Genomic DNA, 26,926 nt, shown 5'->3' on the forward strand with positions numbered 1-26,926 from the left:
CGACCACTGGCGCCGTCAGGACAACCTCGACTCGAAGTACGCGACGCTCGCGCGCGAACTGGAAACCCACATCGACGCGCCCGCCTGGGATCCCGACCGCATCGACGACGACGTGCTGCGGCTGATCTTCATCTCGACGCACCCGGTGCTGTCGCGCGAGGGGCAGATCGCGCTGACCCTGCGTGTCGTCGGCGGCCTGACCACCGAGGAGATCGCCAGGGCGTTCCTGTCGTCGACGCCGACTGTCGCGGCGCGCATCACCAGGGCCAAGAAGACGCTGGCCGCCGCGGACGTGCCGTTCGAGGTGCCCGATCGCACGGAGTATCCGCAGCGGCTGTCGGCGGTGCTGTCGGTGATCTACCTGATCTACAACGAGGGTTACTCGGCGTCGTTCGGGCAGCGATGGATTCGCGACGAGCTGTGCAGCGAAGCTCTTCGCCTCGGCCGCGTGCTCGCTGCTCTGGTGAGCGACGAGCCGGAAGTACACGGGCTGGTGTCATTGATGGAGTTCCAGTCGTCGCGGCTCGGTGCACGCACCGGCCCGGACGGGACGCCGATCCTGCTCGAGGACCAAGACCGCACGATGTGGGACCGCGCGCAGATAGGCCGCGGAGTCGCCGCGCTGCAGCGGGCAGCGCAGGCCGTCGAGAAGCGAGGTACGGGCTGGGGGCCGTACGCGCTGCAGGCCGCGCTGGCCGAATGCCACGCCACCGCGCCAACCGCCGACGACACGAACTGGAACCGGATCGTCGCGCTGTACGACGGGCTGTTACAGATCTCGCCGTCACCGGTCGTCGCGCTGAATCGGGCCGTCGCGGTGGCGATGGCCGACCTCTCTGATGGGCCCCGCCGCGCACTGGAGATCGTCGACGGGCTGAGCGGTCTCGACGGCTCCTATTTGTTGCCCAGCGTTCGCGGCGAGTTGCTTGCCCGCCTCGGGCGCGGCGACGAGGCCGCCATCGAGTTCACCACAGCCGCCGCGCTCACCGACAACGAACGGGAGCGAGAAGTATTGACCGACAAGGCTTCTCGGGTCCGAGGCAGCTAGGAGCCCGGGACACCTGTGCGCGCCGCCACGGACGTCGGCGTCGCGGTGTCGAACACATCGATCACCACGTCGGCGTCGCAGTAGCCACCGATCCGGTGCAGTCCCTGCGTTGCGGCGATCACCTCGTTGGTGCGGTCGCCTGTCATCGGGTAGTCGGTGACGGCGTGCCGCCAGTGCGCGGCGATGACCGTCGCGGGACCGGTCAGCCGCGGCAGTTCGCGGTCCAGTATCGCGCGCAGCGTGGAGGCTTGCAGGTAGTAGCCGACCTCCGACAAGACGATCAGGTCGAAATCCGTTGTCGGCCAATCGTCGTCGAGCGACCGCTGCAGCAACGTGACACCCTCGTGTCGGCCCGACTGCTTCAGCCGCCGGCCCGTGGCGTCGAGCGCAGCAGGCACGAGGTCGGTGGCGGTCACGCGATCGCATCGACCGGCGAGAAGCTCGGTCAGCACGCCCACCGAACAACCGGGCTCGAAGGCGTGCCGGTACCGCGGAAGTGGCAGTAACGCCACGGTGATCGCGAATTTGCGTTGCTCGTACCACCGGTGCTGCAGCTGCCACGGGTCGGCGGACCCTTCGTACATCCGGTTGAAGTACTCGTTCGGTAGTCGTGCCGTCATCCCAATCGTCCCGCCAGCCGGCCGAGCTCGGCCAGGTCGCGCTCGGCGTGGCTCTGGCGGACGTACATCGTCAGGTCGGCGACGCGTCTCGCATGCCCGGCGTCTTGAGCAAGGGGGCCGGGCCCGAGCGCCCTTCCGGTCCGGCCGATCGCTTCCTCCACCGCCGTCTCGACCACCGCCCTGGCGCGCCGCGCGATCAACTCCGCTCGTCGTTCGCGATTCAGCGGGTCCGCGTCGACCTGGCACGCCGCCGCCAGCAGTGTCGCCTCGGCGGCTGCGATCGCCGCGTCGACCGCACCCAGGTGCGCCAGCGCGTGCGGATCAGCCGAGTCGCAGGCGGCCCGCCCGTAGAGCGGCGCGGCCACGGCACGCGCGCCTCCGAGCCAGCAGGCGCTCACGCCGATGGCGCCGTGCCAGAAGCCGGGGCGGTCAAGGTATTCGCCTGCAGCGCCGACGCTGACCGCGGGCGCTCCGGTGAAATGCACGGATCGGGTGTCGGAGCCCGCCATTCCGGCGTTGTGCCAGTTACCGGCCAGCGGCTGCACCCGGCGGTCGCTCAGGTCGACGGCGAACAGCCCGCGCCGCCCGGCGTCGTCTCGCGCGGTCACCAAGGCGTGCGTGCAGATGCCCGCACCCGAACACCACACCTTGGTGCCGTCGAGCGTCACGTCGACACCGTCGCCGTTGGCGCACACGACCGCAGCGCTCGACTCGGCAGCCCAGACGCCCCAAAGCTGGGCCGGTTGCGGGCTGGGTCCATGCAACTCGGCCAGGATCGCGACGGCGTCGGTGTGCGCTTCGGCCAGCCGCCCCGCGACGACGTCGGTTTCGGTCAGTTCGGAAAGCCGACGCCACCGCTGCGCTGTCCGACCCGAACCCGGCAGCGGGAGGTCCAACTCGCCGGCTGCCAGCCAACGCTCGACGAGAGGGCTGCTCATGCCCCCTCGCCGGCCGTCCGCTTGAACATCGAGCCCGAAAGTCCACGGAGGTGGTGCGCGAATCCACCCGGCGCCCGAGCGTCGCGCCGATCCGAGGTCTCCACCGACAGAGCGGCGTCACGGTGAATCCGCAATTCCGCCGCCTCGAAGCGGTCAACGAGCTCGACGTCCTCACCGGTCGGTAAGGCGCGGAAGCCGCCGACGGCCCAGTACGCGTCGGCCCGAAATCCCATGTTGGCGCCGTGAACATGGTTGTGGCCCGGCCCTTTCGAGTGGTACGCGCGCAGGTAGCGCCGCACCGCCTCGGCCGTGTGGTGCCGCCACGTCGCGACGTGTACGACGCCGAGCACCATGTCGGCGGCGGATTCGGTCATGCGCAGCAGCCAGTCGGCGGGCACCACACTGTCGGCGTCGGTGCTCGCGTACCACGTTGATTCGGTATCGATGCCTGCGCTCTCCCTGCGCGCATACTCGAAGCCTGCCGCCCTGGCGGCGCCGACATTGCCCGCGTCGACAGTGACGAAGTGGACGTCGGGACCGTATTGCCCGACCAACCGATCGCTGCCGTCGTCGGTTGCGTCGAGCACCACGACGGTCAACACCGGAACCGGCAGGCACACCGCCGCGGTCGTGATGGCGCGTAGACAGCGCGGCAGGTGCGGCCGCTCGTTGTGTGCGGGCACCACCACGACGACATTGGCCGGTTCCATCACGAAAAATTAGCCGAAAAGCGAAGTTTTCACATCCCAACGGCTAGACGAACACGATCTCGCCGACCGCCAACTGCCGCTCGACGACCGCCGTCGGCAGCAAGGGCGGACCGGTGGTTCGCTCCAACTGGCTGGAGAAGCATTGCAGTGCATCGGCTTTCGTCGCAAGATCCCTCGACGTCAGCGATACCCGTCGGGCGCTGTCCCAGGACACCGCGGGATCGTCGGGCAGCGCCCAGTGCCACATCCATACCGGATATTCGATGAACACCGCCGGGACGTCCTTCGAAGCCGCCGCGGCGGCCCGGCCGGTCGCCTCGTGATCGGGGTGGCCGTCGCCACGCCAGGTCGCCGCACACCAGGCCCCCGGTTGGGATTCGGCCAGCACCGCCTCCAATTCGACCTCGAGCCGGTCCTCGTTGGCCGCCACCTCCCCGTCGGGTATGCCGAGGAAGATCGGCCTCGGCAGGCGGAGACATGCCGAGGCCGTGATGAGCTCGTCGCGCCGGGTCTGCCCTAGCTTCTCGCGGCCGTGGTGATCTTCCGGATACGCCGCCTCACCGTCGGTCACCGCGACGACCTGCACCGCGATGCCGCGATGGGCGAGCATCGCGGCGGTGGCCCCGAGTCCCAGGGTTTCGTCATCGGGGTGAGCCGCAACCAGGATCAGTGCCGGGCAGTGATCGAAGTTCAGCGGCGCCAGCCGCCTGCCCCACCTGGTCCACATGTCGACCGGGGTGCCGCCCCCGGCAATGGGTTGCGCCGCCAATCGAGCGGAGTTGCTGATCGGCTCGGTCACCGCCAGTGAGTAACCGATCGCATGGATTCCACACCCCGCGGCCATGCAAGGATCAGCTGTGCCCGTACGCGCCGTGCTTTTCGACTACTCCGGCACACTGTTCCGTCTCGAAGAGGACGACAGCTGGTTTCACGGCATGCAGGTCGACGAACGCGAAGTCGACGCGCACGTGCAGGCCGAGCTGATGCGCCGGCTCACCGCACCGACCGGTCGTTCCGTCGACATAACCCCGGAAGCCTATGAAGCGTGGGTGAACCGCGACCTCGAACCGCATCTGCACCGCGAGGCGTACCTGCATGTGCTGCGTAAATCGGGGCTGCCCGACCATCACGCCGAGGCGCTTTACGAAAGGGTGATCGACCCGACCTCGTGGACCGCGTACCCGGACACCGCCGATGTGCTCAAGCGTCTGCACCGCAAAGGCATCAAGACCGCGGTGGTCTCCAACATCGCCTTCGACGTCCGGCCGGCGTTCGACGCGATCGGGGCGGCCGACGACGTCGACGAGTTCGTACTGTCTTTCGAAGTCGGGGCGATCAAGCCGAGCCCGGCGATCTTCCAGACCACGCTGACGCGGCTGGGCGTCGCGCCCGAGTACGCGGTGATGGTCGGTGACAGCGAAGAGGCCGACGGTGGCGCCAGGACGCTCGGCTGTGGATTCCTGCTCGTCGACCCGTTGCCGACAACGCAGCGCCCCAACGGCTTGCGGACCGCGCTGACCCGCCACGGGGTCGACCTGGAATCGCAATAGCGTCGGGCCATGTCCGACGGCGAGCGCGTCCGGCCACCGCGGTGGCTCAAGCCGGTCAACAAGGTGTTCGTGCTGATGCTGCGGCTCGGCGTACCGATCTCCGGCGCCGAGTCTCCGGTGGTGCTGACCGTGCCCGGCCACAAGACCGGCAAGCCGCGGTCGACGCCCGTCACGCCCATGGACGTCGACGGCAAGCGCTACGTCGTCAACGGCTATCCCGGCGCCGACTGGGTGACCAACGTCCGCTCGGTGGGTGAGGTGACGTTGACGCGGGGCCGACGCAGCGAGCGGGTTCGAATGGTGGAGCTGTCGCCGGAGGAGGCGCGCCCGGTGTTGCGCGCGTTTCCCGTCGCGGTGCCGACCGGCGTCGAACTCATGAAGCGCGTCGGACTGTTGACCGAGGGCACGCCCGAGGAGGCCGAGAGACTGGCGGGCCGCTGCCCGGTGTTCCGCATCGACCCCATCACGTAGCGTCGAATCGTGCCCAACAGCAAGCGCATTCGGCCGCCGTGGTGGCTGAAGTACGTCAACAAAGCGATGATCGGGGTGCAGCGGCTCGGTATCGGGTTCGGCGGTAAGGGACCGGTAATCCTGACGGTGCGGGGCCGCAAGTCGGGCAAGCTGCGCTCGACGCCCATCACGCCGATGTCCGTCGACGGCAATCGTTATGTGCTCGCCGGGCTACCGGGAGGCGACTGGGCTGCCAATGCGCGTGCTGCGGGCGAAGTCGAACTGCGTCAGGGCCGCGCGACCGAACGCGTTCGGATGGTTGAGCTTCCGCCCGATGAGGCGCGACCGCTGCTGCGGTTGTTCCCGGTCGAGGTGCCGACCGGGGTGAGCTTTCTGAAGAACGCGGGTTTGGTGACGGGACCCAACCCCGACGAGTACGAGGCACTGGCGGGCCGCTGCCCTGTCTTCCGCGTCGACCCCGTATGACGACTCATCCGGGATTGCCGTAGCGGCGTTCCGACGAGCGAACGCAGCACCTAGAGTCGAGCGGATGAGCTCCGACAACCCGTTCGATCCGGACATGTGGCAGCCGGTCGACGACTTCGAGCTGACCGACATCACCTACCACCGTCACATCGTCGACGGAAAACCGCAGCCGACAGTGCGGGTGGCGTTCGACCGGCCCGAAGTGCGCAATGCCTTCCGCCCGCACACCGTCGACGAGCTTTACCGCGTCCTCGACCACGCCCGGATGTCCTCCGACGTCGGCGTCGTGCTGCTGACCGGCAACGGGCCGTCGCCGAAGGACGGCGGCTGGGCGTTCTGTTCCGGTGGCGACCAACGCATCCGTGGCCGCACCGGCTACCAGTACGCGGCGGGTGAGACGGCCGGCACCGTCGACGCGGCCCGCGCCGGACGCCTGCACATCCTCGAGGTGCAGCGGCTGATCCGGTTCATGCCGAAGGTCGTCATCTGCCTGGTCAACGGGTGGGCGGCCGGCGGCGGGCACAGCCTGCACGTGGTGTGTGACCTGACGCTGGCCAGCCGCGAGCACGCCCGGTTTAAGCAGACCGATGCCGACGTCGGCAGCTTCGACGGCGGATACGGCAGCGCGTATCTGGCCAAGCAAGTCGGGCAGAAGTTCGCCCGCGAGATCTTTTTCCTCGGCAGGCCCTACACCGCCGAGCAGATGCACGCGATGGGCGCGGTCAACGAGGTCGTCGACCACGCCGATTTGGAGGCAGTCGCGTTGGGGTGGGCGATGGTGATCAACGGCAAGTCGCCACAGGCGATCCGGATGCTGAAGTACGCGTTCAACCTCACCGACGACGGCCTGGTCGGCCAACAGCTGTTCGCCGGTGAGGCAACGCGATTGGCGTACATGACCGATGAGGCCGTCGAGGGCCGCGACGCGTTTCTGGAGAAGCGCGACCCCGACTGGAGCCCCTTCCCCCGCTACTTCTAGCGATTTCGGCGCGCTCACTTGCGCTCAGCGTCGGTAATCGCGCCGAAATCGCAATCAGGCTTCGGCAGCGGCGGCGCGGCGGGTGTTGCGGTTGGTCTTGACCAGGCTCAACACGGTCGTGATGGTCAGCGTGGCGACGATGAACAGCAGCGACGTGACGATCCCGATCTCGGGAATGTGGAACCGGCCGACGTGGTCGAGGTGCGAGTGGTGCAGCGCCTCGATGATGAGCTTCACGCCGATGAAGCCGAGGATGACGGCCAGCCCCTTGCTGAGGTAGATGACCTTCTCGAGCAGCCCGCCGATCAGGAAGTACAGCTGCCGCAAGCCCATCAGGGCCAGCGCGTTGGCGGTGAAGATGATGTATGCGTCGTTGGTGAGTCCGAAGATCGCCGGAATCGAGTCGAGGGCGAACACGACGTTGGCGATGCCGATCGCGGCGATGACGATCACCAGCGGGGTGAACATCCGGCGTTTCTCTGACCGGGTGGCCAGCTTGCGGCCGTCGTAGTCCTCGCTGAGCGGCAGGATGCGGCGCAGGAATCTCAGTAGCGGGTTCTTGTGGAAATCGGGTTCGCCGTCGGGGTCCTCGAGCGCCAGCTGGATCGCGGTGTAGAGCAAGAACCCGCCGAGGATGTAGAACACCCAGCTCCACGCGGCGATCGCCGCCGCCCCGGCGAAGATGAACACGGCGCGAAAGACGAGCGACAGGATGATCCCGATGTAGAGCACCTTGTCCTGTGCCAGTTCAGGGACGCCGAACCGGGCCATGATGATCATGAACACGAAGAGGTTGTCCACGCTCAGGCTGTATTCGGTGATGTAGCCGGCGACGAACTCCTGGCCGCTGGCGCCGGGCGCGAAGACGAAGAGTCCGACGGCGAACGCGACCGCCAGCCCGATGTAGACGAGGACCCAGCGGACAGCGTCCTTGGTGGTGACGGTTTGTTGCCTGCGGCCGATCACCGCGAGGTCGAGGATGATGATCCCGACCAACACCACGACGGTGATGATCCAAACCAGCGGCGAGACAATAGAATTCACGATCGACCTCCGGACGGCAGCAAGCAACGGTCCGAAGGTCTCTTCCGCCTCAGGCCCTAGCCTGAGACCGGCACCGCCGGGTCGGCCGTGGGGCCTTCCGTGATGACGACGAGTGCCGCGGAGGAATACTCCCCTTCACGAACAAGCAGAACTATAGTCCACGGTGCAGAATCTGTTGCATCCGGGGAAAGGGTTTCACCTGGCGAGCAGACGCAAACTCGCATGAAATGGGCGCCAAAAGTGCGATTTTGCGTCTGCTCGCCGAAGGACGGGCGTTAGAAGCGGAACGTGGTCTGACCGTGCGGTGACTTGGCGAAGGCCAGCACCTTGGTCGGTGGCACGCGGTAGACGTGGGCGATGTGGCGATCGCCGTCGCCGTCGCTGTGACCGAAGCCGTCGTCGGAAGGCGTGAAATCCCAGTCGCCGTGGTACTTCTCGCGAACGACGTCGGCCAGCTTCGTCAACGCGTCCACACCGGTCACCCGTTCGGCATCGCCCTCGACGACGATGTCGAGCCCGTCGTCCCACGTGTTCACGCCCGTCGTGACCGCCACCGACGTCGAGCCGTTGAGGTTTTGCGCCTTCTGCTCCTCGGGTCCGGTGCAGAACACGAATGCATCGTCCACCCACGCGCCGACCAGCGGCGTGATGTGCGGCCGCCCGTCCTTGCGGACGGTCGTCAGCCAGTAGAGTTCGGCAGCGGTCAACAGGTCACTGACCTGCTGCCAGCCGACTGCTTCGGCGGCTTCACTGAACCGGGTATCAAGCTTTCCGTTTATCGCCATGTTCCATACCGACCCTGTGACGGCGACCATCTCATCGCGGTCCATACACTCCACGGGTGAGTAAGAGCCCACTGCGGCGGCTGGTCGACAAGCTGGTGCTGGCCAGCATGCGACCGCCGGTCGCTCCTCAGCTGATGCTGCACAGGCCGGGTCAGCGGGACGTCGACCTGCAAGGCAAGCGCATCCTGCTCACCGGCGCCTCATCGGGCATCGGCGAGGCGGCCGCCGAGAAGTTCGCCCGCCGCGGCGCCACCGTCGTCCTGGTCGCCCGACGCAAGGATCTGCTGAACGACGTCGCCGACCGGATACTCGCCGACGGCGGCGACGCGCTCGCCATCGACTGCGATCTGGCCGACCTCGATGCGGTCGATGCGCTCGCCGCTCGCGTCGAGAAGGAGATCGGCGGCGTGGACATCCTGGTCAACAATGCAGGCAAGTCCATCCGCCGCCCGCTGGCCGAGTCGCTGGAGCGCTGGCATGACGTCGAGCGGACGATGGCCCTCAACTACTACTCGCCGCTGCGGCTGATCCGTGCCCTGGCGCCCGGCATGCTGGAGCGCGGCGACGGCCACATCATCAACGTCGCGACCTGGGGTGTGTTCAGCGAATCCTCGCCGCTTTTCGCCGTGTACAACGCCTCGAAGGCCGCGCTGTCCGCGGTCAGCCGGGTCATCGAAACCGAGTGGTCGCACAAGGGCGTGAACTCGACCACGCTGTACTACCCGCTGGTGGCCACGCCGATGATCGCGCCGACGAAGGCCTACAACGGGCTCCCTGCGCTCACCCCCAGCGAGGCCGCCGACTGGATGATCACCGCCGCGCGCCTCCGGCCGGTGCGCATCGCGCCGCGAATGGCCGTGACGGCCAAGGCCCTCGACACCGTCGCCCCCGGCTTGCTCAACGCGTTGATGAAGCGGCAGCGCCTGCAGCCGGGCGCCTGACGCGCCTGTGCGGAATACGGCACACGACGTGATAGACCAGACGCATGGAGATCCTGGCGAGCCGGATGCTCCTGCGGCCCGCCGACTATGAACGCTCGATGCGGTTCTACCGCGACGAGCTCGGCTTGGCGATCGCCCGCGAGTACGACGGGGGCACGGTCTTCTATGCGGGCCAATCGCTAGTCGAGCTGGCGGGCCACGGCGAACCGAACGCGGGCGGAACGCTGTGGCTGCAGGTCCGCGACGTGTATGCCACCGAGAAGGAGCTGGCCGGCCGCGGCGTGCCGATCGCGCGGGAAGCCCGCCATGAACCCTGGGGTTTGCACGAGATGCACGTAACGGACCCGGACGGCGTCACGCTGATGTTCGTGCAGGTGCCGGAGACGCATCCGATTCGCCGGGACACGAGACGCTGGACGGCCCCCAGCTCATAAGCCGAGGGCCGCCAGTCAGCCAGTTCAGTGTGAGCAGTCCGCCAATGGCCAGCCGACAGAGGCCAGCCGGGCGGCGACCTGGTGGATCTCCTCCGGGTTGGGCTCTTTTTCGATGACCCGGTGTATGGCGGTGCGGATCTCGTTCTCGCTCACGGTGTCGGTCGCCGCCGACTTCTTCAGGACCGCTTGCGCGGCCTGGATGACCTCGTTCTCGGTCAGTGACCGCTTCAAGAGAGCGAGAAGTGCGAAGTAGTCCTTCGGCGGCACACCGTCGGGATAGCCCTGGTGCAGCCATCCGAGAACGGTGCTCAACACGCTCTGGTTGGTCTCGGTCATTCAGGTCAGCCTTTCTTGACGCCGGGGAACGGATCGAAGCCGAAGTGGTGAATGAGGGTGTTCCTGGTGATCCAGAGGAGCGCGACCAGAATCACCAGGGCAACCAGCGCAAAGAGCACGAGGCCCAGGTACTTCAGGATCGGATTGGGTGCGGTGACGGTGCCGTCGGAGTGTTCGCCACCGGCCCCGTTGGAGAAGGCCACCATGCCAGTGGCGAAGATGGCGGGAAGGCCGGCGCCGAGCAGCAGGCCCACGACGAGGACCTTGAGGATGGCTTCTACGTAAGTCATCGATGATTTCCCTTTGTTAGGAGGACGGGTCGACGGTCAGACCGCAGCGGCGTCCTTGTCCTTGCCTTCGACGGCGGCTTCCCGCACAACGGCTGGAACGACGGAGTTGGTCTTGTCGTCCCAGTCGGCGTTGACGTTGCTGGCGTCGACCTTCTGCTTCTGGGCGCGCCACCAGATGTAGAACGACAGCGCGCACAGAATGACGAAGATCAGCCCGTCGCCCGCCAGGTCGGAGCCGGTCAGCGACTCGACCCCGTGCGACAGCCAGAACGCCAGCGCACCCATGAGTGCGGCGGCGGGCAGGGTGACGAGCCAGGCGACGGCCATCCGGCCTGCGACCGCCCAGCGCACTTCGGCGCCCGGCTTGCCGACACCGCTGCCCAGGATCGAGCCGGTCGCCACGTGGGTGGTCGACAGCGCCATGCCCGCGGCACTGGAGCTCAAAATGATTGCGGCCGAGGATGCCTCGGCGGCGAAGCCCTGCGGCGACTCGATCTCGACGAGACCCTTGCCGAGTGTGCGGATGACGCGCCAGCCGCCGATGTAAGTGCCGAGGCCGATGGCCAGCGCGCAGCTGAAGATGATCCAGAACGGCAGGCCGTCCCTCTTCACGTCGCCGGTGAGATGACCGGTGGTGATGAGCGCGAGGGCGATGACGCCCATGGTCTTCTGCGCGTCGTTGGTGCCGTGCGACAGCGCAACAAGCGACGCCGTGGCGATCTGGCCCCACCGGAAACCGTCTTCCCGGCGCTTCTGCATCACGTTGCGGGTGATCCGGTAGACCAGCCAGGTGCCGCAGGCGGCGACCAGGCCGGCGATGACCGGAGCGGCGACCGCCGGAACCAACACCTTGGACGTGACGCCGGTCCAGTTCACCCCGGCCATGCCGAGCGCGGCCAGTCCGGCGCCGATCAGCCCGCCGAAGAGCGCGTGCGACGAGCTTGACGGGATACCGAACAGCCAGGTCAGAAGATTCCAGAGGATGCCGCCGATCAAGCCGGCGAAGATGATCGTGAGCCCCATCGAGGGGGTGATGTTGGGCAATAGCTGACCGCTCTTGCTGTCCTGCACTTTCAGCACCGAGGTGGTCACGGTGACGGCGACCTCGACCGACAGGAAGGCGCCGACGAGGTTGAGTACACCGGCCAGCAGCACAGCGGTTTTGGGCTTCAGCGCGCCGGTGGCGATCGATGTCGCCATTGCGTTGCCGGTGTCGTGGAACCCGTTGGTGAAGTCGAACGCCAGTGCTGTTGCGATCAGCAGAACCAGGATGATCATCTCTGCGCTCATGATTGCCAATTCTGATGGATTCTCAATGAGTTTGACCAGCCGCCGGTCACCCTAAAGGGCCCTTCCGGCCAGGCGATTGTCGGACCCGGCGAGGTGTTCATTCAGTGTTCACCTACTGTCTCGAGGTCGTTTGCCCGCGCGGACACCCGGTCCACCCGACGGCGGTGCTTCCACTATCGTGCTTCCGTAGGATCAAGGTTGGTTAGCCACGCCGTCGGGAGTCAAACGGTGAACAAGTTCCTCGCAAAGATCGTCGCGTGGATCACCTCGGGATATCCGGAGGGCGTCCCCGGACCCGACCGTGTGCCGCTTTTCGCTCTGATGAAACAGCGGTTGACCGACGACGAAGTCAAAGCCGTCGTAAGGGAACTGCTGAACCGCGGCGAGTTCGACCATGTCGACATCGGCGTTTTGATCACCCAGCTCACCGATGAACTACCCGCGACGGAAGACGTCGAACGGGTGCGTGCCCGACTGGCCAGGAAAGGCTGGCCGCTCGATGACCCACGAGACGCCGAGGAGACGGAATAGCCGTCCTCCGAACAGTTTCCGTGCCGTCTGGAACGTCGGCATTGACAGCGCTGCCCATGGTGGAGGCCACGCTCGCAGGCACCGGTTCCGCGATGCTGCCGGTTCCCGCCGACGATGAGCGCCAAACACGGCTCCTGACAACGTCTTTGCGAGCCGGCGAAGAGATCGACGATGACGTGGCTGTCGTCGTGTCGACGTCGGGCACAACTGGCACCCCGAAGGGTGCGATGCTGACCAGGGCTGCGCTCACCGCCAGCGCGGATGCCACGCACCAGCGCCTCGGCGGGGCGGGACGATGGCTACTCGCGTTGCCTGCCCATCACGTCGCCGGCCTACAGGTGTTGGTGCGCAGCGTGATTGCGGGCCTTGCACCCGTCGCGCTCTCCGCTCGCTTCGATGCGGCCGAACTGCCCGCTGCGGTTTCCGCGATGGGGTCCGGCCGACGCTACGCGTCGATGGTGGCCGCTCAACTGGACAAGGCGCTGTGCGACGCGTCGGCCCGCGCGGCGCTGGCGGAGATGGATGCAATCCTGATCGGCGGCGGCCCGACGCCCGCCCGTATCGCTGAAAAGGCCGCGGCGGCTGGAATTTCGGTGGTGCGGACATACGGTATGAGCGAGACGGCAGGCGGCTGTGTGTACGACGGCGCGCCCTTGCAAGGAGTCGATGTCCGCATCGACCTCGACGGTCGGATCGCCCTCGGGGGCGCCACCCTCGCCAAGGGCTATCGCAATCCGTCCAACGATGACCCATTCCGGGAGCCCGGCTGGTTCGTCACCGATGACGTTGGCACTGTCGACAATTCGGGAAAGTTACGAGTTCTCGGCAGGACCGACGAGGCGATCAGCACCGGCGGATTGACCGTGTTCCCGCAGCTTGTCGAGAACGCGTTGGCATCGCACCCCCGGGTCGCCGACTGCGCGGTCTTCGGTGTGCCCGACGACCGGCTGGGCCAGCGCGTGGTCGCGGCCATCGTGGCAGCCGGCGGTTATCCGCCGCCGACGCTGGACGAACTACGCACCCACGTCAAGACGATGCTCGATCCGACGGCTGCACCCCGCGAGGTGCACGTCGTCGATGAACTGCCGCGGCGCGGCATCGGCAAGGTGGACCGGCGGAGGCTGATCGCCGACTTCAGCGGCTGAGCTAGCATCCGGAAATGATTCGTACCCTCGCGATCGCCGCAAGTGCAGTCGCCGTCTTCGCTGCGTCAGCGCCCGCCTCAGCGGATCCTGCGCAGCAGGACACCACCACTTATGCGATCGGCAAGTGTTACGACCCCGGTCAGCCCCCGCAGCAGCGCCCCGCGTCGTTCGCGTACAACTGCGACAACACCGGCGTCATGGGGGACATGGCGTGGAGCACATGGGGAGCCGGCGGAGCACGGGGAACGGGTACAGACAGCTCTGTCGAGTGCCAACCCAACTGCGCTCAGGGCGCGACGCTCGTCAACCCCATCGTCGTGCATGCGTGGAATCCGGTGTCGTCACCGAGCGCCTCGTGCCCGCAGGACGTCAAGTTCTACAGCGACCTGACGATCGCCTACCCCAAGGGTGCGCCACCATGGATCACGCCGGACACGACGTGGTCTCCCGGAACCGATTTCGTGACCGTTGACGGGATGCCGGCGGTGCACTTCTCGGAGTTGTCGCCGACGTGCGAACCCCTGTGAAGCGTCGAGAGCCCTAGGAGCGAACCGGCTTCAGCGGGTCGTGCCCGATCGTCATCATGCGGTGCCGCCACGCCTCGTCGCCGGCCGTCGGCTCCATGTCCACGCTACGTTCGGCGTGAACCCTGTCGACGACCTTGCGCATGATGCGCTCGTCGTCGGCCGTCAGGTCGACGCGCCGCTTGCCCAGTATCTGGACGACGTGGCGGCCGGTCTGCGAGCCGGCCTGGTCGGCGAACTCCTCGGACTCCTCCCCCGCCGACCGGGTGCGCAACCAGTCCACCAGTTCGCGTGACGTCATGTTGACGACGCGGTGGAACTCCTCCCACAGCGCCGGATCGACCTCGACATGCTTGGCCATGACACTTACCCTCCAAACGCCCATCGACTACCCGCCTGCCGACGGGCTAATCACCGCCGCAGGTGGCGCTACCGAGGTCGGTCATCGGCGCAGTGTTGCATTTAATGGCGTCGCAGAAATGAACTTCAGTCGAGCATGATGTAGCCATGCGTCGCGAAGTCACCACCATCGACGAGCTGCGGTCGATCGTCGGCCACCCGAACGCTGCTGCCGCCAACAAGGTCGGCACGCGGCTTTCCGCCGCGCAGCAGGACTGGTTGGCGCACTCTCCGCTGGCCTTCGTGGCGACGACCGATGCGCAGGGTCGCGTCGACGTCTCGCCGAAGGGTGACCCGGCGGGCTTTGTGCGCGTCATCGACGACACCACGATCGCCATCCCGGAACGGCCGGGAAACAAGCGGGTGGACGGCTATCTCAACGTGCTTGCGCGGGCCCACGTGGGGATGCTGTGCATGATTCCCGGCCGGGGAGACACGCTGCGGATCAACGGAACCGCACGCATTCTCGCCGACGCCGACTACTTCGACGCGATGGTGGTGGCCGGCAAGCGTCCCATTCTGGCGCTGGAGGTCGACGTCGAAGAAGTGTTCTTCCACTGCGGCAAGGCATTCCTGCGGTCCGACGCCTGGAATCCGGACAGCTGGAAGCCGACCGCGGTGCCCAGCGTCGCGCAGCTGGCCAGGGCGATCAAGAAGGACATGAGCCTCGAGGAGCTGGAGAAGTATTACAGCGAGGACCACATGCGAAAGATCCTCTACTAGTCGCGTCGCACCGGTGTTTGGGCACCTGACTTGCGGGTACTTCGCCAGCTATGACGACGCCGGAATCCCAGGCGCGGGTATCGCGCAAGCAGATGGTGGTCAATTGGGGCCTCGCGCTGTCGACGATCATCGGCGCGCTCCTCGTCGAGGCCTACTCCTTCATGCGGGTGATGGGCACCGCGGGATGCAGCGACCGCGCCTGCGCAAACACCGGGCCAGGAAATTTCCTCTACGGGCTGATCACGTACGGGGCGCCGGTGGTGGCGGGGGCCGCCATCGTGATCTCCTCGTTCACGGCGCGACGGCCGCGCGGGTGGGCGGTACCGGCGATCGCATGGGTGCTGCTCGTTATCGGCTTCCTCATCCTCGCCGTCACGTTCGGGGGATAGGCTCCTCATGGGAGCATGACCGGTGGATTGGCTGACAGCCCCGCAATGGTGGTGGGGCAGGCTGGTTTTGGAGCGCGGCGTCGCTGCTGTGTACGTCGTGGCGTTCGTGTGCGCGGCTCGACAGTTCCGCGGCCTGATCGGTGAGCGCGGGATGCTGCCGGTGCCTAATTATCTTGCGCATCGGTCATTTCGAACTACCCCGAGCCTGTTCCATCTGCACTACTCCGACGCTTTCTTCACGTCCGTCTGCTGGGCCGGTGCGACGATCTCAGCCGCGATAGCGGCGGGCCTGGCCGACGCCGTTCCGGTATGGGCGGCGTGTCTGCTGTGGCTGCTGTTGTGGGGGCTGTACCTGTCCATCGTCAACGTCGGCCAGATCTGGTACTCGTTCGGGTGGGAATCGCTGCTGCTGGAGGCAGGCCTGCTGGTGGTCTTCGTCGGCAACGACGATGTCGGCCCACCCGCACTCGTGATGTGGCTGACCCGCTGGCTGCTGTTCCGCGTCGAGTTCGGCGCCGGCCTGATCAAGCTGCGCGGTGACCGTTGTTGGCGCCAATTGACCTGTCTCGACTACCACCACGAAACGCAACCGATGCCAGGTCCGCTCAGCTGGTTCTTTCACCATTTGCCGCGGCCATTTCACCGGATGGAGGCGGCAGGCAATCACGTCGCCCAGCTGATCGTCCCGTTCGGGTTGTTCGCACCTGCGCCGATCGCCAGTGCCGCCGCGACGATCATCGCGGTCACGCAGTTCTGGCTGGTGCTGTCGGGCAACTTCGCCTGGCTGAACTGGCTGACGATCGTGCTGGCCGTCAGTGTGATCGACACCGGGTCGCTGACGACGATGCTCGGCATTTCTTCGCCGACGGGTATGCCTGCGACTCAACCATATTGGTACGCGGCACTTGTGATCGCCTTCACCGCGCTCGTGGTCGCGCGCAGCTGGTATCCGGCCCGCAACCTGATCTCCCGCAGACAACGCATGAACAGCGCGTACGACCCGCTGCACATGGTCAACACCTACGGCGCCTTCGGCAGCATCAACCGCACCCGGGAAGAAGTGATCCTCGAGGGCACCTCGTCCTCCGACGTCACCGCCGAAACAGTCTGGGCCGAATACGAATTCAGAGGCAAGCCGGGTGACGTGAAGCGACTGCCGCGGCAGTGGAGTCCGTATCACCTGCGGCTCGACTGGCTGATGTGGTTCCTGCCGATCTCACCGGCCTACGCGCAGACCTGGTTGATACCGTTGTGTCGCGGGCTGCTGACCAACGAACCCTCGATCGTCCGTCTTTTGCGGACCAACCCGTTCCCCGATACTCCGCCCGTCCAGATACGGGCGACGCTGTACCGCTACCGGTTCAGCACGGCGCATGAACTGAGATCCGAGGGCGTCTGGTGGCAGCGCCAGCGCATCGGTGAATACCTTGCGCCGCTGTCACTCGACGAGGCGAGCTATCTGAGCCGACGGTTCAGATCTGGTTGATACCGCCGTCGACCGGGATGTCGGCGCCTGTGGTGAAGCTGCTCAAGTCCGACGCCAAGAACAGCACGGCGTTGGCAACCTCGTCGGGCGTTCCGTAGCGTCCCATCGGAACGATGCTGCGCTGATACTCCTCGAACTGCTCCTCGGCATTGGGCCCCGAGAACAGCATGCGCGCGAGCGTGTCGATCCCTGGCGTATCCGTGGCGCCCGGGCTCACCGCGTTGACGCGAATCTTGCGGTCCCGCAGCTCACTTGCCCAGGTGCGGGCGAGAGAGCGGATGCCCGCCTTGATCGCCCCGTAAACGCTGATTCCGTCGGCGGCCCTGCCGGCGGTTGTGGACGCATTCAGGATGATCGATCCACCGTCGTTGAACAGCGGGAGGGCCTGCTGCACCGTGAACACGACGCCCTTGAAGTCGACGCCCAGCTGATAGTCCAGCTGCTCCTCGGTGATCTCGCCGACGCGTGCAACCTCGAGGATCGCCGCGTTGGCGAACACGACGTCGATGCGACGACCGTTGTCGGCGACGACCTGATACAGCCGGTCGACATCTTCGCGCCTACTCACGTCGCCCTGTACGCCGGTGGCGTTGTCACCGAGTTCCTTCACCGCCGCCTCGAGTTCGGCCTGTCGGCGTCCGGTGATGAACACGTATGCGCCCTCGTCGACGAATCGTTTGGCGGTGGCGAAGCCGATTCCGGCGCTGCCTCCGGTGATGACTGCCGTCTTTCCCGTGAGAAGTCCCATTGTGGTGCCTTCCTCTAGTTCTGTACCATTCGGTCAAAAACTAGAGACACTCGCAACCGCTGATCTATTCCGCGCTAGCCCGTGGGAATCAAAGACACCATTTCGTCGGCGGCCGCCTTCAGCTGTGCGGGCCTGGCCCCGCCCTTGTGCAGGGCTTCCTGGCCCCGCAAGAAGGCCAACAGCGTGCTCGCCAGCGCGCGAGGGTTCTGCTCGGCGGCGATCGCCCCGTCTCGCTGGGCTTCCTTGATGCACGCGGCAAGTTCGTCCCGCCAGGCTGAATAGGCCCGCTGCACCCTCGACTCGACGGTGTCGTCGGCGCCGAGCTCCGCGGCGCTCTTGGCCATCAGGCACCCGCGCCTGGCGGTGTCTGCGACGATCGCCTTGACCTGACCGCGGATATGACGCGAAAGCCGGTCGTAGGCGCTGTACCGCGGATCGCGCAGGCTGACCCGGACGTCGTCGAGCGATGACGCGATGTAGTCATCGAGTGCACGCAGGTAAAGGGAGTGCTTGTCGCCGAAGGCGCCGTAGAGGCTGCCTTTGCCCAATCCGGTTGCGGCCGAAAGGTCATCGACCGACGTCGCGGCGTATCCGCGGTTCCAGAACTCGTCGCGAACGGCGGCGACGACGTCGCCTTCGTCGAACTTGCGGGGACGCGCCATGACTACACAGTACCCAAGTTATGGACCGATTGTTCCGTATCTTTTATGACCTCACCTCCCTCTTCTGCCGCGTCGGCCAGTCGCGCGCCGGCAGAGCGGTCTGAACGCCTCGCCTTCCACCCATAGCCGGTAGGGCGACCGTATTTGCCCGCCTGCCCCTACGCTGGCGTGAATGCGGGTCGGCCGGAAAGAGACGGTGGCGGTGATCATGGCCGTCCTGCTGGTGGTGGCGGCGTTCGTTGTCCCGCACCTGCACCTCGGCATCGTGACGCCGCTGATCCACGCCACGCCCCAACGTTTCCGCGACTTCGCCGGCACGGCCCCGATCTTCGGATGGTGGAATGCCCACGTCGGGTGGGGCACCGCGCCCGCCATCCTCATCGGCGCGGCCACGGTGCTGTGGGGACCGACCATCGCGCAGCGGCTGCCGTGGCGCGCGCTGACGCTTGCGACGTGGGCGACGTCGTGCCTGTGGGCGTTCTCCCTGGCCATGATCGATGGCTGGCAACGCGGTTTCGCAGGCCGGCTGAGCGCCCGGCACGAATACCTCCGCCAGGTGCCGACCATCACCGACATCCCCGAGGCGCTCAGCAGCTTCTCCCGCCGGATCCTGGACTATCAGCCCGATTCCTGGATCACCCATGTATCAGGCCATCCACCGGGGGCCTTGCTGACGTTCGTCTGGCTGGATCGCATCGGCCTGAGCGGCGGTGCATGGGCGGCCCTGTTGTGCCTGATCGTCGGATCGAGCGCAGCCGCCGCGATCATCGTCGCGGTGCGCGCCGTCGCCGACGAAGAAACCGCCCGGCTCGTCGCGCCGTTCGTTGCGGTCGCACCGACGGCAGTCTGGGTTGCCGTGTCGGCCGACGGTTACTTCGCGGGGGTCGCGGCGTGGGGCATCGCGTTGTTGGCACTGGCGGTGAAGCAGAAGGTGCGGGTGCCGCTGCTGGTCGCAGGCGGTGCCGGTGTGCTGTTGGGATGGGCGATATTCCTCAACTACGGCCTCATGCTGATCGCGTTCCTGGCACTGGCGGTGTTGATCACGGCCGTCGACTGGAATACGGCGCTGCGGACGTTGGTTCCCGCCGCACTGATGGCCGGGTTCGTGGTCGGCATCTTCCTTGCGTTCGGCTTCTGGTGGTTCGACGGCTATCAGGCTGTGCAGGAACGCTATTGGCAGGGCATCGCCCTGGACAGACCGTTCCAGTACTGGTCGTGGGCCAACTTCGCGTCCGTGGTGTGCGCGATCGGGCTCGGCAGCGTGGCGGGCATCGCCCGGGCATTCGATATACCCGCCATCCGCAGAGCCCCCGGCCTGCGTGTGCTGGTGCTGGCGGCGCTGCTGGCGATCGTATGCGCCGACCTGAGCATGTTGAGCAAGGCGGAGACGGAGCGGATCTGGCTGCCGTTCACCATGTGGCTGGCCGCCGCGCCCGCACTGCTTCCGCAACAATCACATCGCTTCTGGCTGGGCCTCAACGTGATCGGCACCATCGCGCTGAACAGCTTCATATTGACCAATTGGTAGGGGCACCTCACAGGGCTCGGCGCTGATCGGCTGGGGCCGTCAGGATCGAGTGACGTTTCCCAGCCAGGCGCGACGCGCACGTCGGCATGACGAATCGGTGACACTCCGGGGTCCGACGTGGCCGTTTTCGACTGGGCGGCCCGACACCCGGAGATACTGGCGAAATGACGAGTTCGCCGCCGGCCGACCCGCCATCGGACGAGGGTGGCTACGGATTCCCTTCGCGGCTGTGGCGCGGACTCGACGAGCACCCACCGCCGGGGCTCAAGCCCATGACGCGATGGCGCAGTCCCTTGCGTGGGCTGTGGCTGACCTCGGCGTTCGGCTCGGTACTGCTGATCACACTGCCGATCGTGATCATCACCGGCCTGCTTTCCTACATTGCCTACGGTCCGCAGTTCGGGCAGGCCATTCCCGGCGACGTCGGCTGGTTGAAGCTGCCCACCTTCGACTGGCCGGCCGAGCCCGCCTGGATCTACCGGCTCAACCAGGGACTACACGTGGGACTCGGCCTGATCCTGATCCCGGTCGTGCTCGCCAAGCTCTGGTCGGTCATCCCCCGGCTGTTCGTTTGGCCACCGGCGCGGTCGATAGCGCAAGCGCTGGAACGCATTTCGTTGCTGATGCTGGTCGGCGGAATTCTCTTCGAGATCATCACCGGCGTGCTGAACATCCAGTATGACTATATCTTCGGGTTCAGCTTCTACACCGCCCACTACTACGGCGCATGGGTCTTCATCGCCGGCTTCCTCATGCACATCGCGATCAAGATTCCGCGGATGTGGACGGGCCTGCGGTCCATGTCCATTCGAGACGTACTGCGCACCAGCCGAACCGATACCGTCCCCGAGCCCTACCAGCCGGACGGCTTGGCGGCCGAACACCCGGGCGCTGCGACGATCAGCCGCCGGGGAGCGCTCGCGCTGGTCGGCGGCGGGGCGCTGTTCATGGCGGTCATCACGGCGGGGCAGACCTTCGGCGGCGTCACCCGCAGGGCGGCTCTGCTGCTTCCCCGTGGCCGCACACACGGTGACGGCCCCAACGACTTCCAGATCAACAGAACGGCTTTCGCTGCAGGGATATCGCCCGACCTGACCGGTGACCGGTGGCGACTCACACTGACAGGCGGCGGCTCTCCTGTCGTTCTCGACCGCGCCGCGCTGACTGCGATGCCGCAGCACGCCGCACGGCTTCCGATTGCCTGCGTCGAGGGCTGGTCGGCCACCGAGACGTGGTCCGGAGTGGCGCTGGCCGATCTCGCCCGACTGGCCGGCGTCCCGGACCCCGCGTCGGCTTTCGTGCGATCGATCGAACGCCGTGGCGGATTCAATCGCGCGACGCTGCAGGCGAATCAGGTCGTTCATCCGGATGCCCTTCTGGCCCTGCGCGTGAACGATGCCGACCTTTCACCCGACCATGGCTATCCGGCGCGCATCATCGTTCCCGGCCTGCCAGGCGTGCACAACACCAAGTGGGTCGCCTCCATCGACTTCAGGGCGGGCTGACGTGCGCTCGGCACTGGCTCGGTTCCGCCACATCTATGGTGCGCAGCCACTGCATCTGTTGACGCTCATCGTCGGCTTCGCCCTACTCGGCTATGTCGTGATCACCATCAAGCCGGCGGCACTGTGGAATACCAACACCTGGTGGCACTCGATAGCGGTGTGGTTTGCGGCGGCCATCCTGGCCCACGACCTCGTGCTGTTCCCGATGTACGCGGTTGCCGACCGAATTCTGCTGTTCGGTAACCGCTTCGAGCGGAAGGCCGGACCGAGCGTCCCGGTGCTGAACTACATTCGAGTGCCCACTATGGCAGCGGCCCTGACCCTGTTGGTGTTTCTGCCGGGAATCATCGAGCAAGGCGGTCCGGCGTTCACGGCCGCCACCGGCCTGACGCAAGAGCCGTACCTCGGCCGGTGGCTGTTGCTGACCGCGGCGATGTTCGCGGTCAGCGCCGCGTGTTACGCCGTCCGGTTGGTGACGGCCTCCCGCTCGGCACCTACGCCGCGAGAGTAGCGACCACACGCTTGCCGACCCGATGGATTTCAATCATCGCCAAGCCGGCCTCCTCCGCGAGGGTGGCGGCATAATCGATACCCACCGCAGCCCAGCGAAACCACGGCCCGACGGTATGCGAAGATTCAAGTCGCACCATGCCCGATTGCACACCGATTGTGTCCGTGTCGAATTCGGCTATGCATCGGCCACCCGGACGCAACAGCTCGGCGGCCCGGCACAGGACCCGGCGCGGGTCCCCGCCCAGTCCGACGTTGCCATCGGCCAGTAGTGCCGTCTGCCAACGACCAGTCGCCGGAAGGGTGTCGAACAAGTCCCGACGAAGGGCCAGTGCTCCGTTGCGATGAGCCAGCGCCACGGCAGTCGGTGACTGGTCGACACCCAGTGCCGGTATGCCGCGGCGGATGAGTGCTGCGACCAGTCGTCCTGGCCCGCAACCCAAATCGATGGTCGGCCCTTCGCACATGCCGACGACCGCTTTGTCGAAATCCTCATCGGCGTGACGGCCGCCCATCCACGTTCGCACCGGTAGCTTGCGAACTTCGCCGTCGTCATAGCGGATCCAACAGCGCTCACCGTCAAGCGCGCGTTCGTAGAGGTTCCCCATCATGTCTACAGCCCCGCAACCTTGATCGCGCGCACGAACCGGCTGTCGGGTGCGCAGTCGGTGCGCACGATCTCGACGTCGTCGATGGTGTCGACGTCTGACAACTCGGCAACCAGTTTCACACTGAACCCCCTGCCGCGCAGCGCCTCCAAGGTGGCAGGACCTGTGTCCGATCGCGAAGTCGGGATGGCGTTCAAGCAGTCGGCCATCGCGGGATCGGTCACCCCGAGCACCCACCAGCCGCCGTCATGGGCCAAGCCGAACACGACGTCCGTTTCCAGCAGGGCCTGTGCACACTCCGTGAGCAGACTCGCGGTCACTTGCGGCGTGTCCGAGGCGATCAACAGCACGGGACGAGGACCGGCCGTCGAGCCAGCATCGACGATCGCGTTGGCCAACCGCGCCGAGAAATCGTCGCCGCGTTGCTCCACCATTTGCAAAGCGTCCAGGCGCGAACGGATTTCGGCGCTGCTGCTGGCCCGGCCCATGTCCCCGGTCAGCGCCACCACCCTGGCTTGCACGGGCGTCGCTTCGACGGCGTCCAGCGTGTCCAACAACGTCGCGGCCGCAATGTCAGCCGCCGCCTGGTCGCCGACGGTCTTTGCCAGCCGGGTCTTGGCCTGACCGGCCACCGGCGCCTTTGCAATCACCACCAATGTCACGGGGATCATGAAATCGCTCGCCAGAAGTCCAGTCCCGCATGAACGCTTCCGCGAAGCGAACCGCTTACCTTCGACTTCCCGCCGGTGCGTGGCCCATAGGGCACGTCGCGTTCGACGACCGTCCAGCCCGCCTTGGCCGCACGCACCATCAATTCGACCGGGTATCCGGCGCGGCGGTCGGTGATGCCGAGAGCGAGCAACGGGTCGCGGTGGGCGACGCGCATCGGTGCGATGTCATGCACAAGCAACCCGTAGCGGGTGCGCAGCCGCCAGCACACTGCCGCGGTCCCCAGGCGCGCATGCCACGGCCAGCGCAGGCCGGGCACCGGGCGCCGTCGACCTATCGCCATGTCGGCGCCGTGGTCGAGTTCATCGACCAACGCGGGAAGATCCGCGGGATCCAGCGAGCCGTCGGCATCGACGACAGCAACGATCGGCGTCGTCGCCGCCTGTACCCCAGCGTGCACCGCCGACCCGTAGCCGGGACGGCTTTCGGTGACCACGTCAGCCCCGTGCAGGCGCGCCACCTCGGCGGTGCCGTCCGTGCTGTTGTTGTCGACCACCAGTGCTCTATACCCACTCGGCAGTACGGCCAGCACCCCTGGCAAAGAGGCCGCCTCGTTGAGACAGGGCAGGACCACAGTGACGGTGGCGTCGGGCATACCTATGGACGCTAGGCCAGCCGCATAACCGCTGCCATGGCGAACCGTGACAAAAGGATGACATAGCTCCTGGTAGTGGGTGCACACAGCTAACCTCTGAGGGTGACGCGCGTGCTGATTGCCGACGACGACACCGTCGTGCGTGATGTCGTGCGCCGCTACCTGGAACGCGACGGACTCGAAGTCGCCATCGCGCGCGACGGCAACGAGGCGTTGCGGCTGCTGGGCACCCAGCGCATCGATGTGGCAGTGCTGGACGTGATGATGCCCGGCCCGGACGGCCTGGCGCTGTGTCGCAGCCTGCGCCAACGCGGCGACCACACCGTCCCGGTCATCCTGCTGACAGCGCTCGGCGAGGAAGACGACCGGATCGCCGGGCTGGAAGCCGGTGCCGACGACTACCTGACCAAGCCGTTCAGCCCGCGCGAACTCGCGTTGCGGGTGCGCTCCGTGCTGCGGCGGACTCCCGCACCGGTTGGCGTGTCTGCGGTCGAGCTGACGGTCGGTGAATTGACCGTCTCCACGGCGTCACGGTCAGTGACGGTCCGCGCCGAACCGGTCAGCCTGACCAACCGCGAATTCGAACTGCTGCTGTTCTTCATGACCCACGCCGACACCGTGTTCTCCCGCGAGGAGCTTCTCAAGCAGGTGTGGCGGTGGGACTTCGGCGATCTCTCCACGGTGACCGTGCATGTCAAGCGATTGCGGTCCAAGCTCGGCGACCAACACCGCGTGCAGACGGTGTGGGGTCGCGGGTATCTGTGGAGCAGCGATGAGCGTCCGCACGAAGAGCAGACAATGTAGATGCCGACGATTGATTTCTGGGAGATCGTCGGGTGGGCGCTCGCCTGCTCGGTCCCGGTGGTGCTGGCAGGCGCGCTGATCATCCGGTTGGCCCGGTCCTGGTCGCTGGCGGTCAGCATGGTTGCGCTGGTTCTGATTCCGACGATCGCGACGTTCACCGGCGTGCTGGGCGCCAGCGGGTTCATGGTGACCGAGACATTCGAGCGGACGGCCGTCGTGCTGGTGATCGTGTCGATCGTGACGATCCCCGCCGCCATCATGATGGCTCGCTTCCAAGCCCGTCGCACGGTATGGGAGCAGGAGATCCGCGATTCGGAGCGCTCCGCCGAACATTCGCGACGACGGCTGGTCGCGTTCGTCAGTCACGATCTGCGCACGCCGCTTGCCGGCATCCGCGCCGTCTCTGAGGCCATCGCCGACGGCGTGGTCCCCGACGACGAGGTTCGCATTCACGCCAAACACATTGAGCAGGAGTCGATCCGACTGTCCGAGATGGTCGACGACCTCTTCGAGATGTCGAAGATCAACGCCGGCGCGATCCAACCCGCCTACGACAAGGTGGCGCTCGACGAGGTCGTCGACGATGTGATGTCGGCGCATCGCATCGCGGCAGAGCGGGCCGGCGTTGTGCTGACGGCGGACTTACCTCCCGAGCCGGTTCGGGTCGTCGGAAGCGACCGAGCGCTGGTGCGGGTGCTGTCGAATCTCGTTGCCAATGCGATCGCCCACACGCCGGAGGGCGGCAAGGTCGAACTGGCGCTGGGCTCCGACGAGAACGGCGCGTGGGCGCGCGTCGACGACACCGGTGTCGGTATCGACGAGGTTGACCTGCCGCGGGTCTTCGACGTCGCCTACCGGGGATCGAATGACCGGGTGCCGCGGTCCGACGCCTCACTGCCCAGCGGGTCCGGCCTTGGGCTGGCCATCGCGGCCGGTCTCGTGCAGGCGCATCGGGGCACGCTGTCGGCGCGCAACCTCGACAACGGTGCCCGCTTCGAGGTTCGGCTGCCGCTGGCCAGCGACTGACCATCGTCTTAGTTGTCGTCGTCGGATGCGTCGGACAATAGGTAATTCTCTGGGTGGTGGTAGTCGTTGACGCGAGCCTGGCCGTTGTCGAGCTGCGGCGGCGGGATCCATTCGACGCGACCGTCGGCGCGTATTCGAGTAACCCAGCCACCTTCTTCGACCAGGCGATTATGGGGTGGGCAAGCGAGGACTTCCTCGTCGATATTGGTCTGGCCGCCTTTGGCCCAACCTCGCTTGGCGTGGTGGGCTTGGCAGCCGTAGCCGGGCACCGTGCAGCCAGGGAACGTGCAGCCGCGGTCGCGCGCGTGGAGGACGATCCGTTGGCCTCGCGAGGCGAGCCGTTTGGCGCGCCCGAGGTAGAGCGGTTCGCGTAGGTGCTCCTTGAAAATCACCAGGTAATGGATCGCGAAGCTGGCCAGTCGGATGACATCGGACATCGGAAGCAGGGACCCGCCGGCGGTAACCCCGTGCCCCGTGGCCGATTCGAGCTCCTTCAGCGTGGTGGAGACGATGATGGTGGCGGGCAAGCCGTTGTGCTGGCCGAGCTCGCCCGACGCCAGCGCCGCACGGCCGATGGCTTTGAGTGCGTCGTGATTGCGTTGGGGCTGGGTTCGCAGGTCGGATCGGGCGGCCGCATCGGATGGTTCCCCATCAATGCAGGGCTTCTGGTCGTCGGGGTTGCACATCCCAGGTGCTCCCCATGTGGCCATGACGGGTTCCATAATCGCGCGGCCCTCTGGGTCGAGCAGTCCGTGGACTGGAGTCATTCCGTCTGCTTGTTGCTTGCCCATGGCGAAGTAGCGTTGCCGCGCCCGGTCGGCATCGGTAGGAGCCGGGCCGTCCTGGTTGAGCAAGTAAGCCAAATGATCGGCGGCAGCGCGTAGTTCGGTGGGTCCGAACTCACTGGCGAGCTTGCCCAGATCCCTCTCGGCCGCTTCGCGGTCTGATAGTCGACGGCACCGGGCAACTTCGCGAACAATGCCTGGATCACCTTGACGTTCTCAGCGCCGATGAGCCCAGCGGCCTGACCGGTCGCGGTGGTTGGCAGCCGGGGCTCGAGAAGTTCACCGGACAATGCGGTACGCGGGCCCAGATCTTCGGCCTCGCGGATGC

General features: G+C 66.4%; 33 protein-coding genes and 1 pseudogene. 18 read left to right on the forward strand and 16 right to left on the reverse strand.

Translation table 11 applies throughout. The features are described from left to right. Window positions 1-1,048 (forward strand): RNA polymerase sigma factor (locus QOC76_RS18660; RefSeq protein ID WP_526359060.1); only part of this gene is annotated, 1,048 nt, incomplete at its 5' end. Here the strand turns inward: QOC76_RS18660 and QOC76_RS18665 are convergent. From QOC76_RS18665 to QOC76_RS18680, 4 genes are read right to left on the reverse strand one after another with little or no spacing between them, the layout of a single operon-like run. Then, window positions 1,045-1,668, reverse strand: a complete 624-nt coding sequence (locus QOC76_RS18665) for an SAM-dependent methyltransferase (RefSeq protein WP_526359062.1) — start codon at window positions 1,666-1,668, stop codon at window positions 1,045-1,047. The genes QOC76_RS18660 and QOC76_RS18665 overlap by 4 nt on opposite strands. Beyond that, a complete protein-coding gene (locus QOC76_RS18670) occupies window positions 1,665-2,606 on the reverse strand; it encodes an acyl-CoA dehydrogenase family protein (protein ID WP_526359064.1) in 942 nt (313 codons plus the stop codon). The genes QOC76_RS18665 and QOC76_RS18670 overlap by 4 nt, the downstream gene beginning before the upstream one ends. Further along, a complete protein-coding gene (locus tag QOC76_RS18675; protein WP_526359066.1) occupies window positions 2,603-3,316 on the reverse strand; it encodes a glycosyltransferase family 2 protein in 714 nt (237 codons plus the stop codon). Before QOC76_RS18675 ends, QOC76_RS18670 begins: the two co-directional genes overlap by 4 nt. Before the next feature lie 43 nt (window positions 3,317-3,359). Next, window positions 3,360-4,115, reverse strand: a complete 756-nt coding sequence (locus QOC76_RS18680; RefSeq protein WP_526359068.1) for a PIG-L deacetylase family protein — start codon at window positions 4,113-4,115, stop codon at window positions 3,360-3,362. 58 nt (window positions 4,116-4,173) lie between these two features. Between QOC76_RS18680 and QOC76_RS18685 the strand changes: the two genes are divergently transcribed. The 4 genes from QOC76_RS18685 (at window position 4,174) to QOC76_RS18700 (ending at window position 6,781) form a co-directional block, all read left to right on the forward strand. Then, window positions 4,174-4,866, forward strand: coding sequence for an HAD family hydrolase (locus tag QOC76_RS18685; protein ID WP_526359070.1), 693 nt, complete (start codon window positions 4,174-4,176; stop codon window positions 4,864-4,866). Window positions 4,867-4,875: 9 nt separating this feature from the next. Continuing rightward, the gene (locus QOC76_RS18690; RefSeq protein WP_526359072.1) at window positions 4,876-5,337 is read left to right on the forward strand and encodes a nitroreductase family deazaflavin-dependent oxidoreductase; all 462 of its coding nucleotides are present in this window, start codon (window positions 4,876-4,878) and stop codon (window positions 5,335-5,337) included. 66 nt (window positions 5,338-5,403) lie between these two features. Continuing rightward, the gene (locus QOC76_RS18695) at window positions 5,404-5,802 is read left to right on the forward strand and encodes a nitroreductase family deazaflavin-dependent oxidoreductase (RefSeq protein WP_526359120.1); all 399 of its coding nucleotides are present in this window, start codon (window positions 5,404-5,406) and stop codon (window positions 5,800-5,802) included. Window positions 5,803-5,866: 64 nt separating this feature from the next. After that, entirely contained in the window at window positions 5,867-6,781 is a 915-nt protein-coding gene (locus QOC76_RS18700; RefSeq protein WP_526359074.1) for a 1,4-dihydroxy-2-naphthoyl-CoA synthase, read from the forward strand. Between the two features lie 54 nt (window positions 6,782-6,835). Here the strand turns inward: QOC76_RS18700 and QOC76_RS18705 are convergent, their stop codons facing one another. Continuing rightward, window positions 6,836-7,825 (reverse strand): TerC/Alx family metal homeostasis membrane protein, encoded by a 990-nt coding sequence (locus QOC76_RS18705; protein WP_526359076.1) that lies wholly within the window; start codon window positions 7,823-7,825, stop codon window positions 6,836-6,838. A 275-nt stretch (window positions 7,826-8,100) separates the two neighbouring features. Continuing rightward, window positions 8,101-8,610, reverse strand: coding sequence for a pyridoxamine 5'-phosphate oxidase family protein (locus QOC76_RS18710; RefSeq protein WP_526359122.1), 510 nt, complete (start codon window positions 8,608-8,610; stop codon window positions 8,101-8,103). Between the two features lie 56 nt (window positions 8,611-8,666). Here QOC76_RS18710 and QOC76_RS18715 point away from each other — a divergent pair, with 56 nt between their 5' ends. Together QOC76_RS18715 and QOC76_RS18720 are read left to right on the forward strand one after the other, a co-directional pair. Beyond that, a complete protein-coding gene (locus QOC76_RS18715) occupies window positions 8,667-9,551 on the forward strand; it encodes an SDR family oxidoreductase (protein WP_526359078.1) in 885 nt (294 codons plus the stop codon). 44 nt (window positions 9,552-9,595) lie between these two features. Then, window positions 9,596-9,985, forward strand: coding sequence for a VOC family protein (locus QOC76_RS18720; protein WP_526359080.1), 390 nt, complete (start codon window positions 9,596-9,598; stop codon window positions 9,983-9,985). A 24-nt stretch (window positions 9,986-10,009) separates the two neighbouring features. Here QOC76_RS18720 and QOC76_RS18725 read toward each other — a convergent pair whose 3' ends face one another. From QOC76_RS18725 to QOC76_RS18735, 3 genes are read right to left on the reverse strand one after another with little or no spacing between them, the layout of a single operon-like run. Beyond that, the gene (locus QOC76_RS18725) at window positions 10,010-10,321 is read right to left on the reverse strand and encodes a DUF3349 domain-containing protein (protein ID WP_526359082.1); all 312 of its coding nucleotides are present in this window, start codon (window positions 10,319-10,321) and stop codon (window positions 10,010-10,012) included. Between the two features lie 5 nt (window positions 10,322-10,326). Continuing rightward, a complete protein-coding gene (locus QOC76_RS18730) occupies window positions 10,327-10,611 on the reverse strand; it encodes a hypothetical protein (RefSeq protein WP_526359084.1) in 285 nt (94 codons plus the stop codon). 36 nt (window positions 10,612-10,647) lie between these two features. After that, the gene (locus QOC76_RS18735; RefSeq protein ID WP_526359086.1) at window positions 10,648-11,901 is read right to left on the reverse strand and encodes an inorganic phosphate transporter; all 1,254 of its coding nucleotides are present in this window, start codon (window positions 11,899-11,901) and stop codon (window positions 10,648-10,650) included. 228 nt (window positions 11,902-12,129) lie between these two features. Here QOC76_RS18735 and QOC76_RS18740 point away from each other — a divergent pair, with 228 nt between their 5' ends. Genes QOC76_RS18740 through QOC76_RS18750 form a run of 3 tightly spaced genes read left to right on the forward strand, consistent with a single transcriptional unit; the run spans window position 12,130 to window position 14,104 of the window. Beyond that, complete coding sequence (locus QOC76_RS18740) at window positions 12,130-12,432, forward strand: DUF3349 domain-containing protein (RefSeq protein ID WP_526359088.1); 303 nt, start codon at window positions 12,130-12,132, stop codon at window positions 12,430-12,432. Window positions 12,433-12,488: 56 nt separating this feature from the next. Next, entirely contained in the window at window positions 12,489-13,577 is a 1,089-nt protein-coding gene (menE, locus tag QOC76_RS18745) for an o-succinylbenzoate--CoA ligase (RefSeq protein ID WP_526359124.1), read from the forward strand. Between the two features lie 14 nt (window positions 13,578-13,591). Further along, window positions 13,592-14,104 (forward strand): hypothetical protein, encoded by a 513-nt coding sequence (locus QOC76_RS18750; RefSeq protein WP_526359090.1) that lies wholly within the window; start codon window positions 13,592-13,594, stop codon window positions 14,102-14,104. A 13-nt stretch (window positions 14,105-14,117) separates the two neighbouring features. Here QOC76_RS18750 and QOC76_RS18755 read toward each other — a convergent pair whose 3' ends face one another. Next, complete coding sequence (locus QOC76_RS18755) at window positions 14,118-14,462, reverse strand: DUF3140 domain-containing protein (RefSeq protein ID WP_526359092.1); 345 nt, start codon at window positions 14,460-14,462, stop codon at window positions 14,118-14,120. A 146-nt stretch (window positions 14,463-14,608) separates the two neighbouring features. Between QOC76_RS18755 and QOC76_RS18760 the strand changes: the two genes are divergently transcribed. The 3 genes from QOC76_RS18760 to QOC76_RS18770 are packed head-to-tail and all read left to right on the forward strand — an operon-like array spanning window position 14,609 to window position 17,098. Beyond that, window positions 14,609-15,223, forward strand: coding sequence for a pyridoxamine 5'-phosphate oxidase family protein (locus QOC76_RS18760; RefSeq protein ID WP_526359094.1), 615 nt, complete (start codon window positions 14,609-14,611; stop codon window positions 15,221-15,223). Between the two features lie 50 nt (window positions 15,224-15,273). Beyond that, window positions 15,274-15,612 carry a hypothetical protein gene (locus QOC76_RS18765; protein WP_526359096.1) on the forward strand — a complete coding sequence of 113 codons (339 nt, stop codon included), beginning with the start codon at window positions 15,274-15,276 and terminating at the stop codon, window positions 15,610-15,612. A 22-nt stretch (window positions 15,613-15,634) separates the two neighbouring features. Further along, the gene (locus QOC76_RS18770; RefSeq protein ID WP_526359098.1) at window positions 15,635-17,098 is read left to right on the forward strand and encodes a lipase maturation factor family protein; all 1,464 of its coding nucleotides are present in this window, start codon (window positions 15,635-15,637) and stop codon (window positions 17,096-17,098) included. Here QOC76_RS18770 and QOC76_RS18775 read toward each other — a convergent pair. Continuing rightward, a complete protein-coding gene (locus tag QOC76_RS18775) occupies window positions 17,085-17,846 on the reverse strand; it encodes an SDR family NAD(P)-dependent oxidoreductase (RefSeq protein ID WP_526359100.1) in 762 nt (253 codons plus the stop codon). The two genes, QOC76_RS18770 and QOC76_RS18775, sit on opposite strands and share 14 nt — an antisense overlap. Before the next feature lie 74 nt (window positions 17,847-17,920). Beyond that, the gene (locus QOC76_RS18780; protein WP_526359102.1) at window positions 17,921-18,508 is read right to left on the reverse strand and encodes a TetR/AcrR family transcriptional regulator; all 588 of its coding nucleotides are present in this window, start codon (window positions 18,506-18,508) and stop codon (window positions 17,921-17,923) included. Window positions 18,509-18,680: 172 nt separating this feature from the next. Here QOC76_RS18780 and QOC76_RS18785 point away from each other — a divergent pair, with 172 nt between their 5' ends. From QOC76_RS18785 to QOC76_RS18795, 3 genes are all read left to right on the forward strand, one after another. Continuing rightward, complete coding sequence (locus QOC76_RS18785; protein ID WP_526359104.1) at window positions 18,681-20,036, forward strand: hypothetical protein; 1,356 nt, start codon at window positions 18,681-18,683, stop codon at window positions 20,034-20,036. A gap of 164 nt (window positions 20,037-20,200) precedes the next feature. Beyond that, the gene (locus tag QOC76_RS18790) at window positions 20,201-21,541 is read left to right on the forward strand and encodes a molybdopterin-dependent oxidoreductase (RefSeq protein ID WP_526359106.1); all 1,341 of its coding nucleotides are present in this window, start codon (window positions 20,201-20,203) and stop codon (window positions 21,539-21,541) included. Window position 21,542: 1 nt separating this feature from the next. After that, window positions 21,543-22,052 carry a hypothetical protein gene (locus tag QOC76_RS18795; protein WP_526359108.1) on the forward strand — a complete coding sequence of 170 codons (510 nt, stop codon included), beginning with the start codon at window positions 21,543-21,545 and terminating at the stop codon, window positions 22,050-22,052. Here QOC76_RS18795 and QOC76_RS18800 read toward each other — a convergent pair. The 3 genes from QOC76_RS18800 to QOC76_RS18810 are packed head-to-tail and all read right to left on the reverse strand — an operon-like array spanning window position 22,036 to window position 23,983. Next, complete coding sequence (locus QOC76_RS18800) at window positions 22,036-22,662, reverse strand: methyltransferase domain-containing protein (protein WP_526359110.1); 627 nt, start codon at window positions 22,660-22,662, stop codon at window positions 22,036-22,038. The two genes, QOC76_RS18795 and QOC76_RS18800, sit on opposite strands and share 17 nt — an antisense overlap. 2 nt (window positions 22,663-22,664) lie before the next feature. After that, entirely contained in the window at window positions 22,665-23,330 is a 666-nt protein-coding gene (locus tag QOC76_RS18805; protein ID WP_526359112.1) for a TIGR04282 family arsenosugar biosynthesis glycosyltransferase, read from the reverse strand. Next, window positions 23,327-23,983 (reverse strand): glycosyltransferase family 2 protein, encoded by a 657-nt coding sequence (locus QOC76_RS18810; RefSeq protein WP_526359114.1) that lies wholly within the window; start codon window positions 23,981-23,983, stop codon window positions 23,327-23,329. The genes QOC76_RS18805 and QOC76_RS18810 overlap by 4 nt, the downstream gene beginning before the upstream one ends. A gap of 102 nt (window positions 23,984-24,085) precedes the next feature. Between QOC76_RS18810 and QOC76_RS18815 the strand changes: the two genes are divergently transcribed. Both QOC76_RS18815 and QOC76_RS18820 read left to right on the forward strand, forming a co-directional pair. Further along, window positions 24,086-24,787 (forward strand): response regulator transcription factor, encoded by a 702-nt coding sequence (locus QOC76_RS18815; protein ID WP_526359116.1) that lies wholly within the window; start codon window positions 24,086-24,088, stop codon window positions 24,785-24,787. After that, window positions 24,788-25,813: a sensor histidine kinase gene (locus tag QOC76_RS18820; RefSeq protein ID WP_526359118.1), complete on the forward strand. Its 1,026-nt coding sequence runs from the start codon at window positions 24,788-24,790 to the stop codon at window positions 25,811-25,813. 8 nt (window positions 25,814-25,821) lie between these two features. Here QOC76_RS18820 and QOC76_RS18825 read toward each other — a convergent pair. Beyond that, a pseudogene (locus tag QOC76_RS18825) lies at window positions 25,822-26,888 on the reverse strand (HNH endonuclease signature motif containing protein). Window positions 26,889-26,926 lie beyond the last annotated feature (38 nt).

Origin of the sequence: Mycobacterium sp. (assembly GCF_032159565.1) — a bacterium.
Lineage (GTDB): Bacteria > Actinomycetota > Actinomycetes > Mycobacteriales > Mycobacteriaceae > Mycobacterium.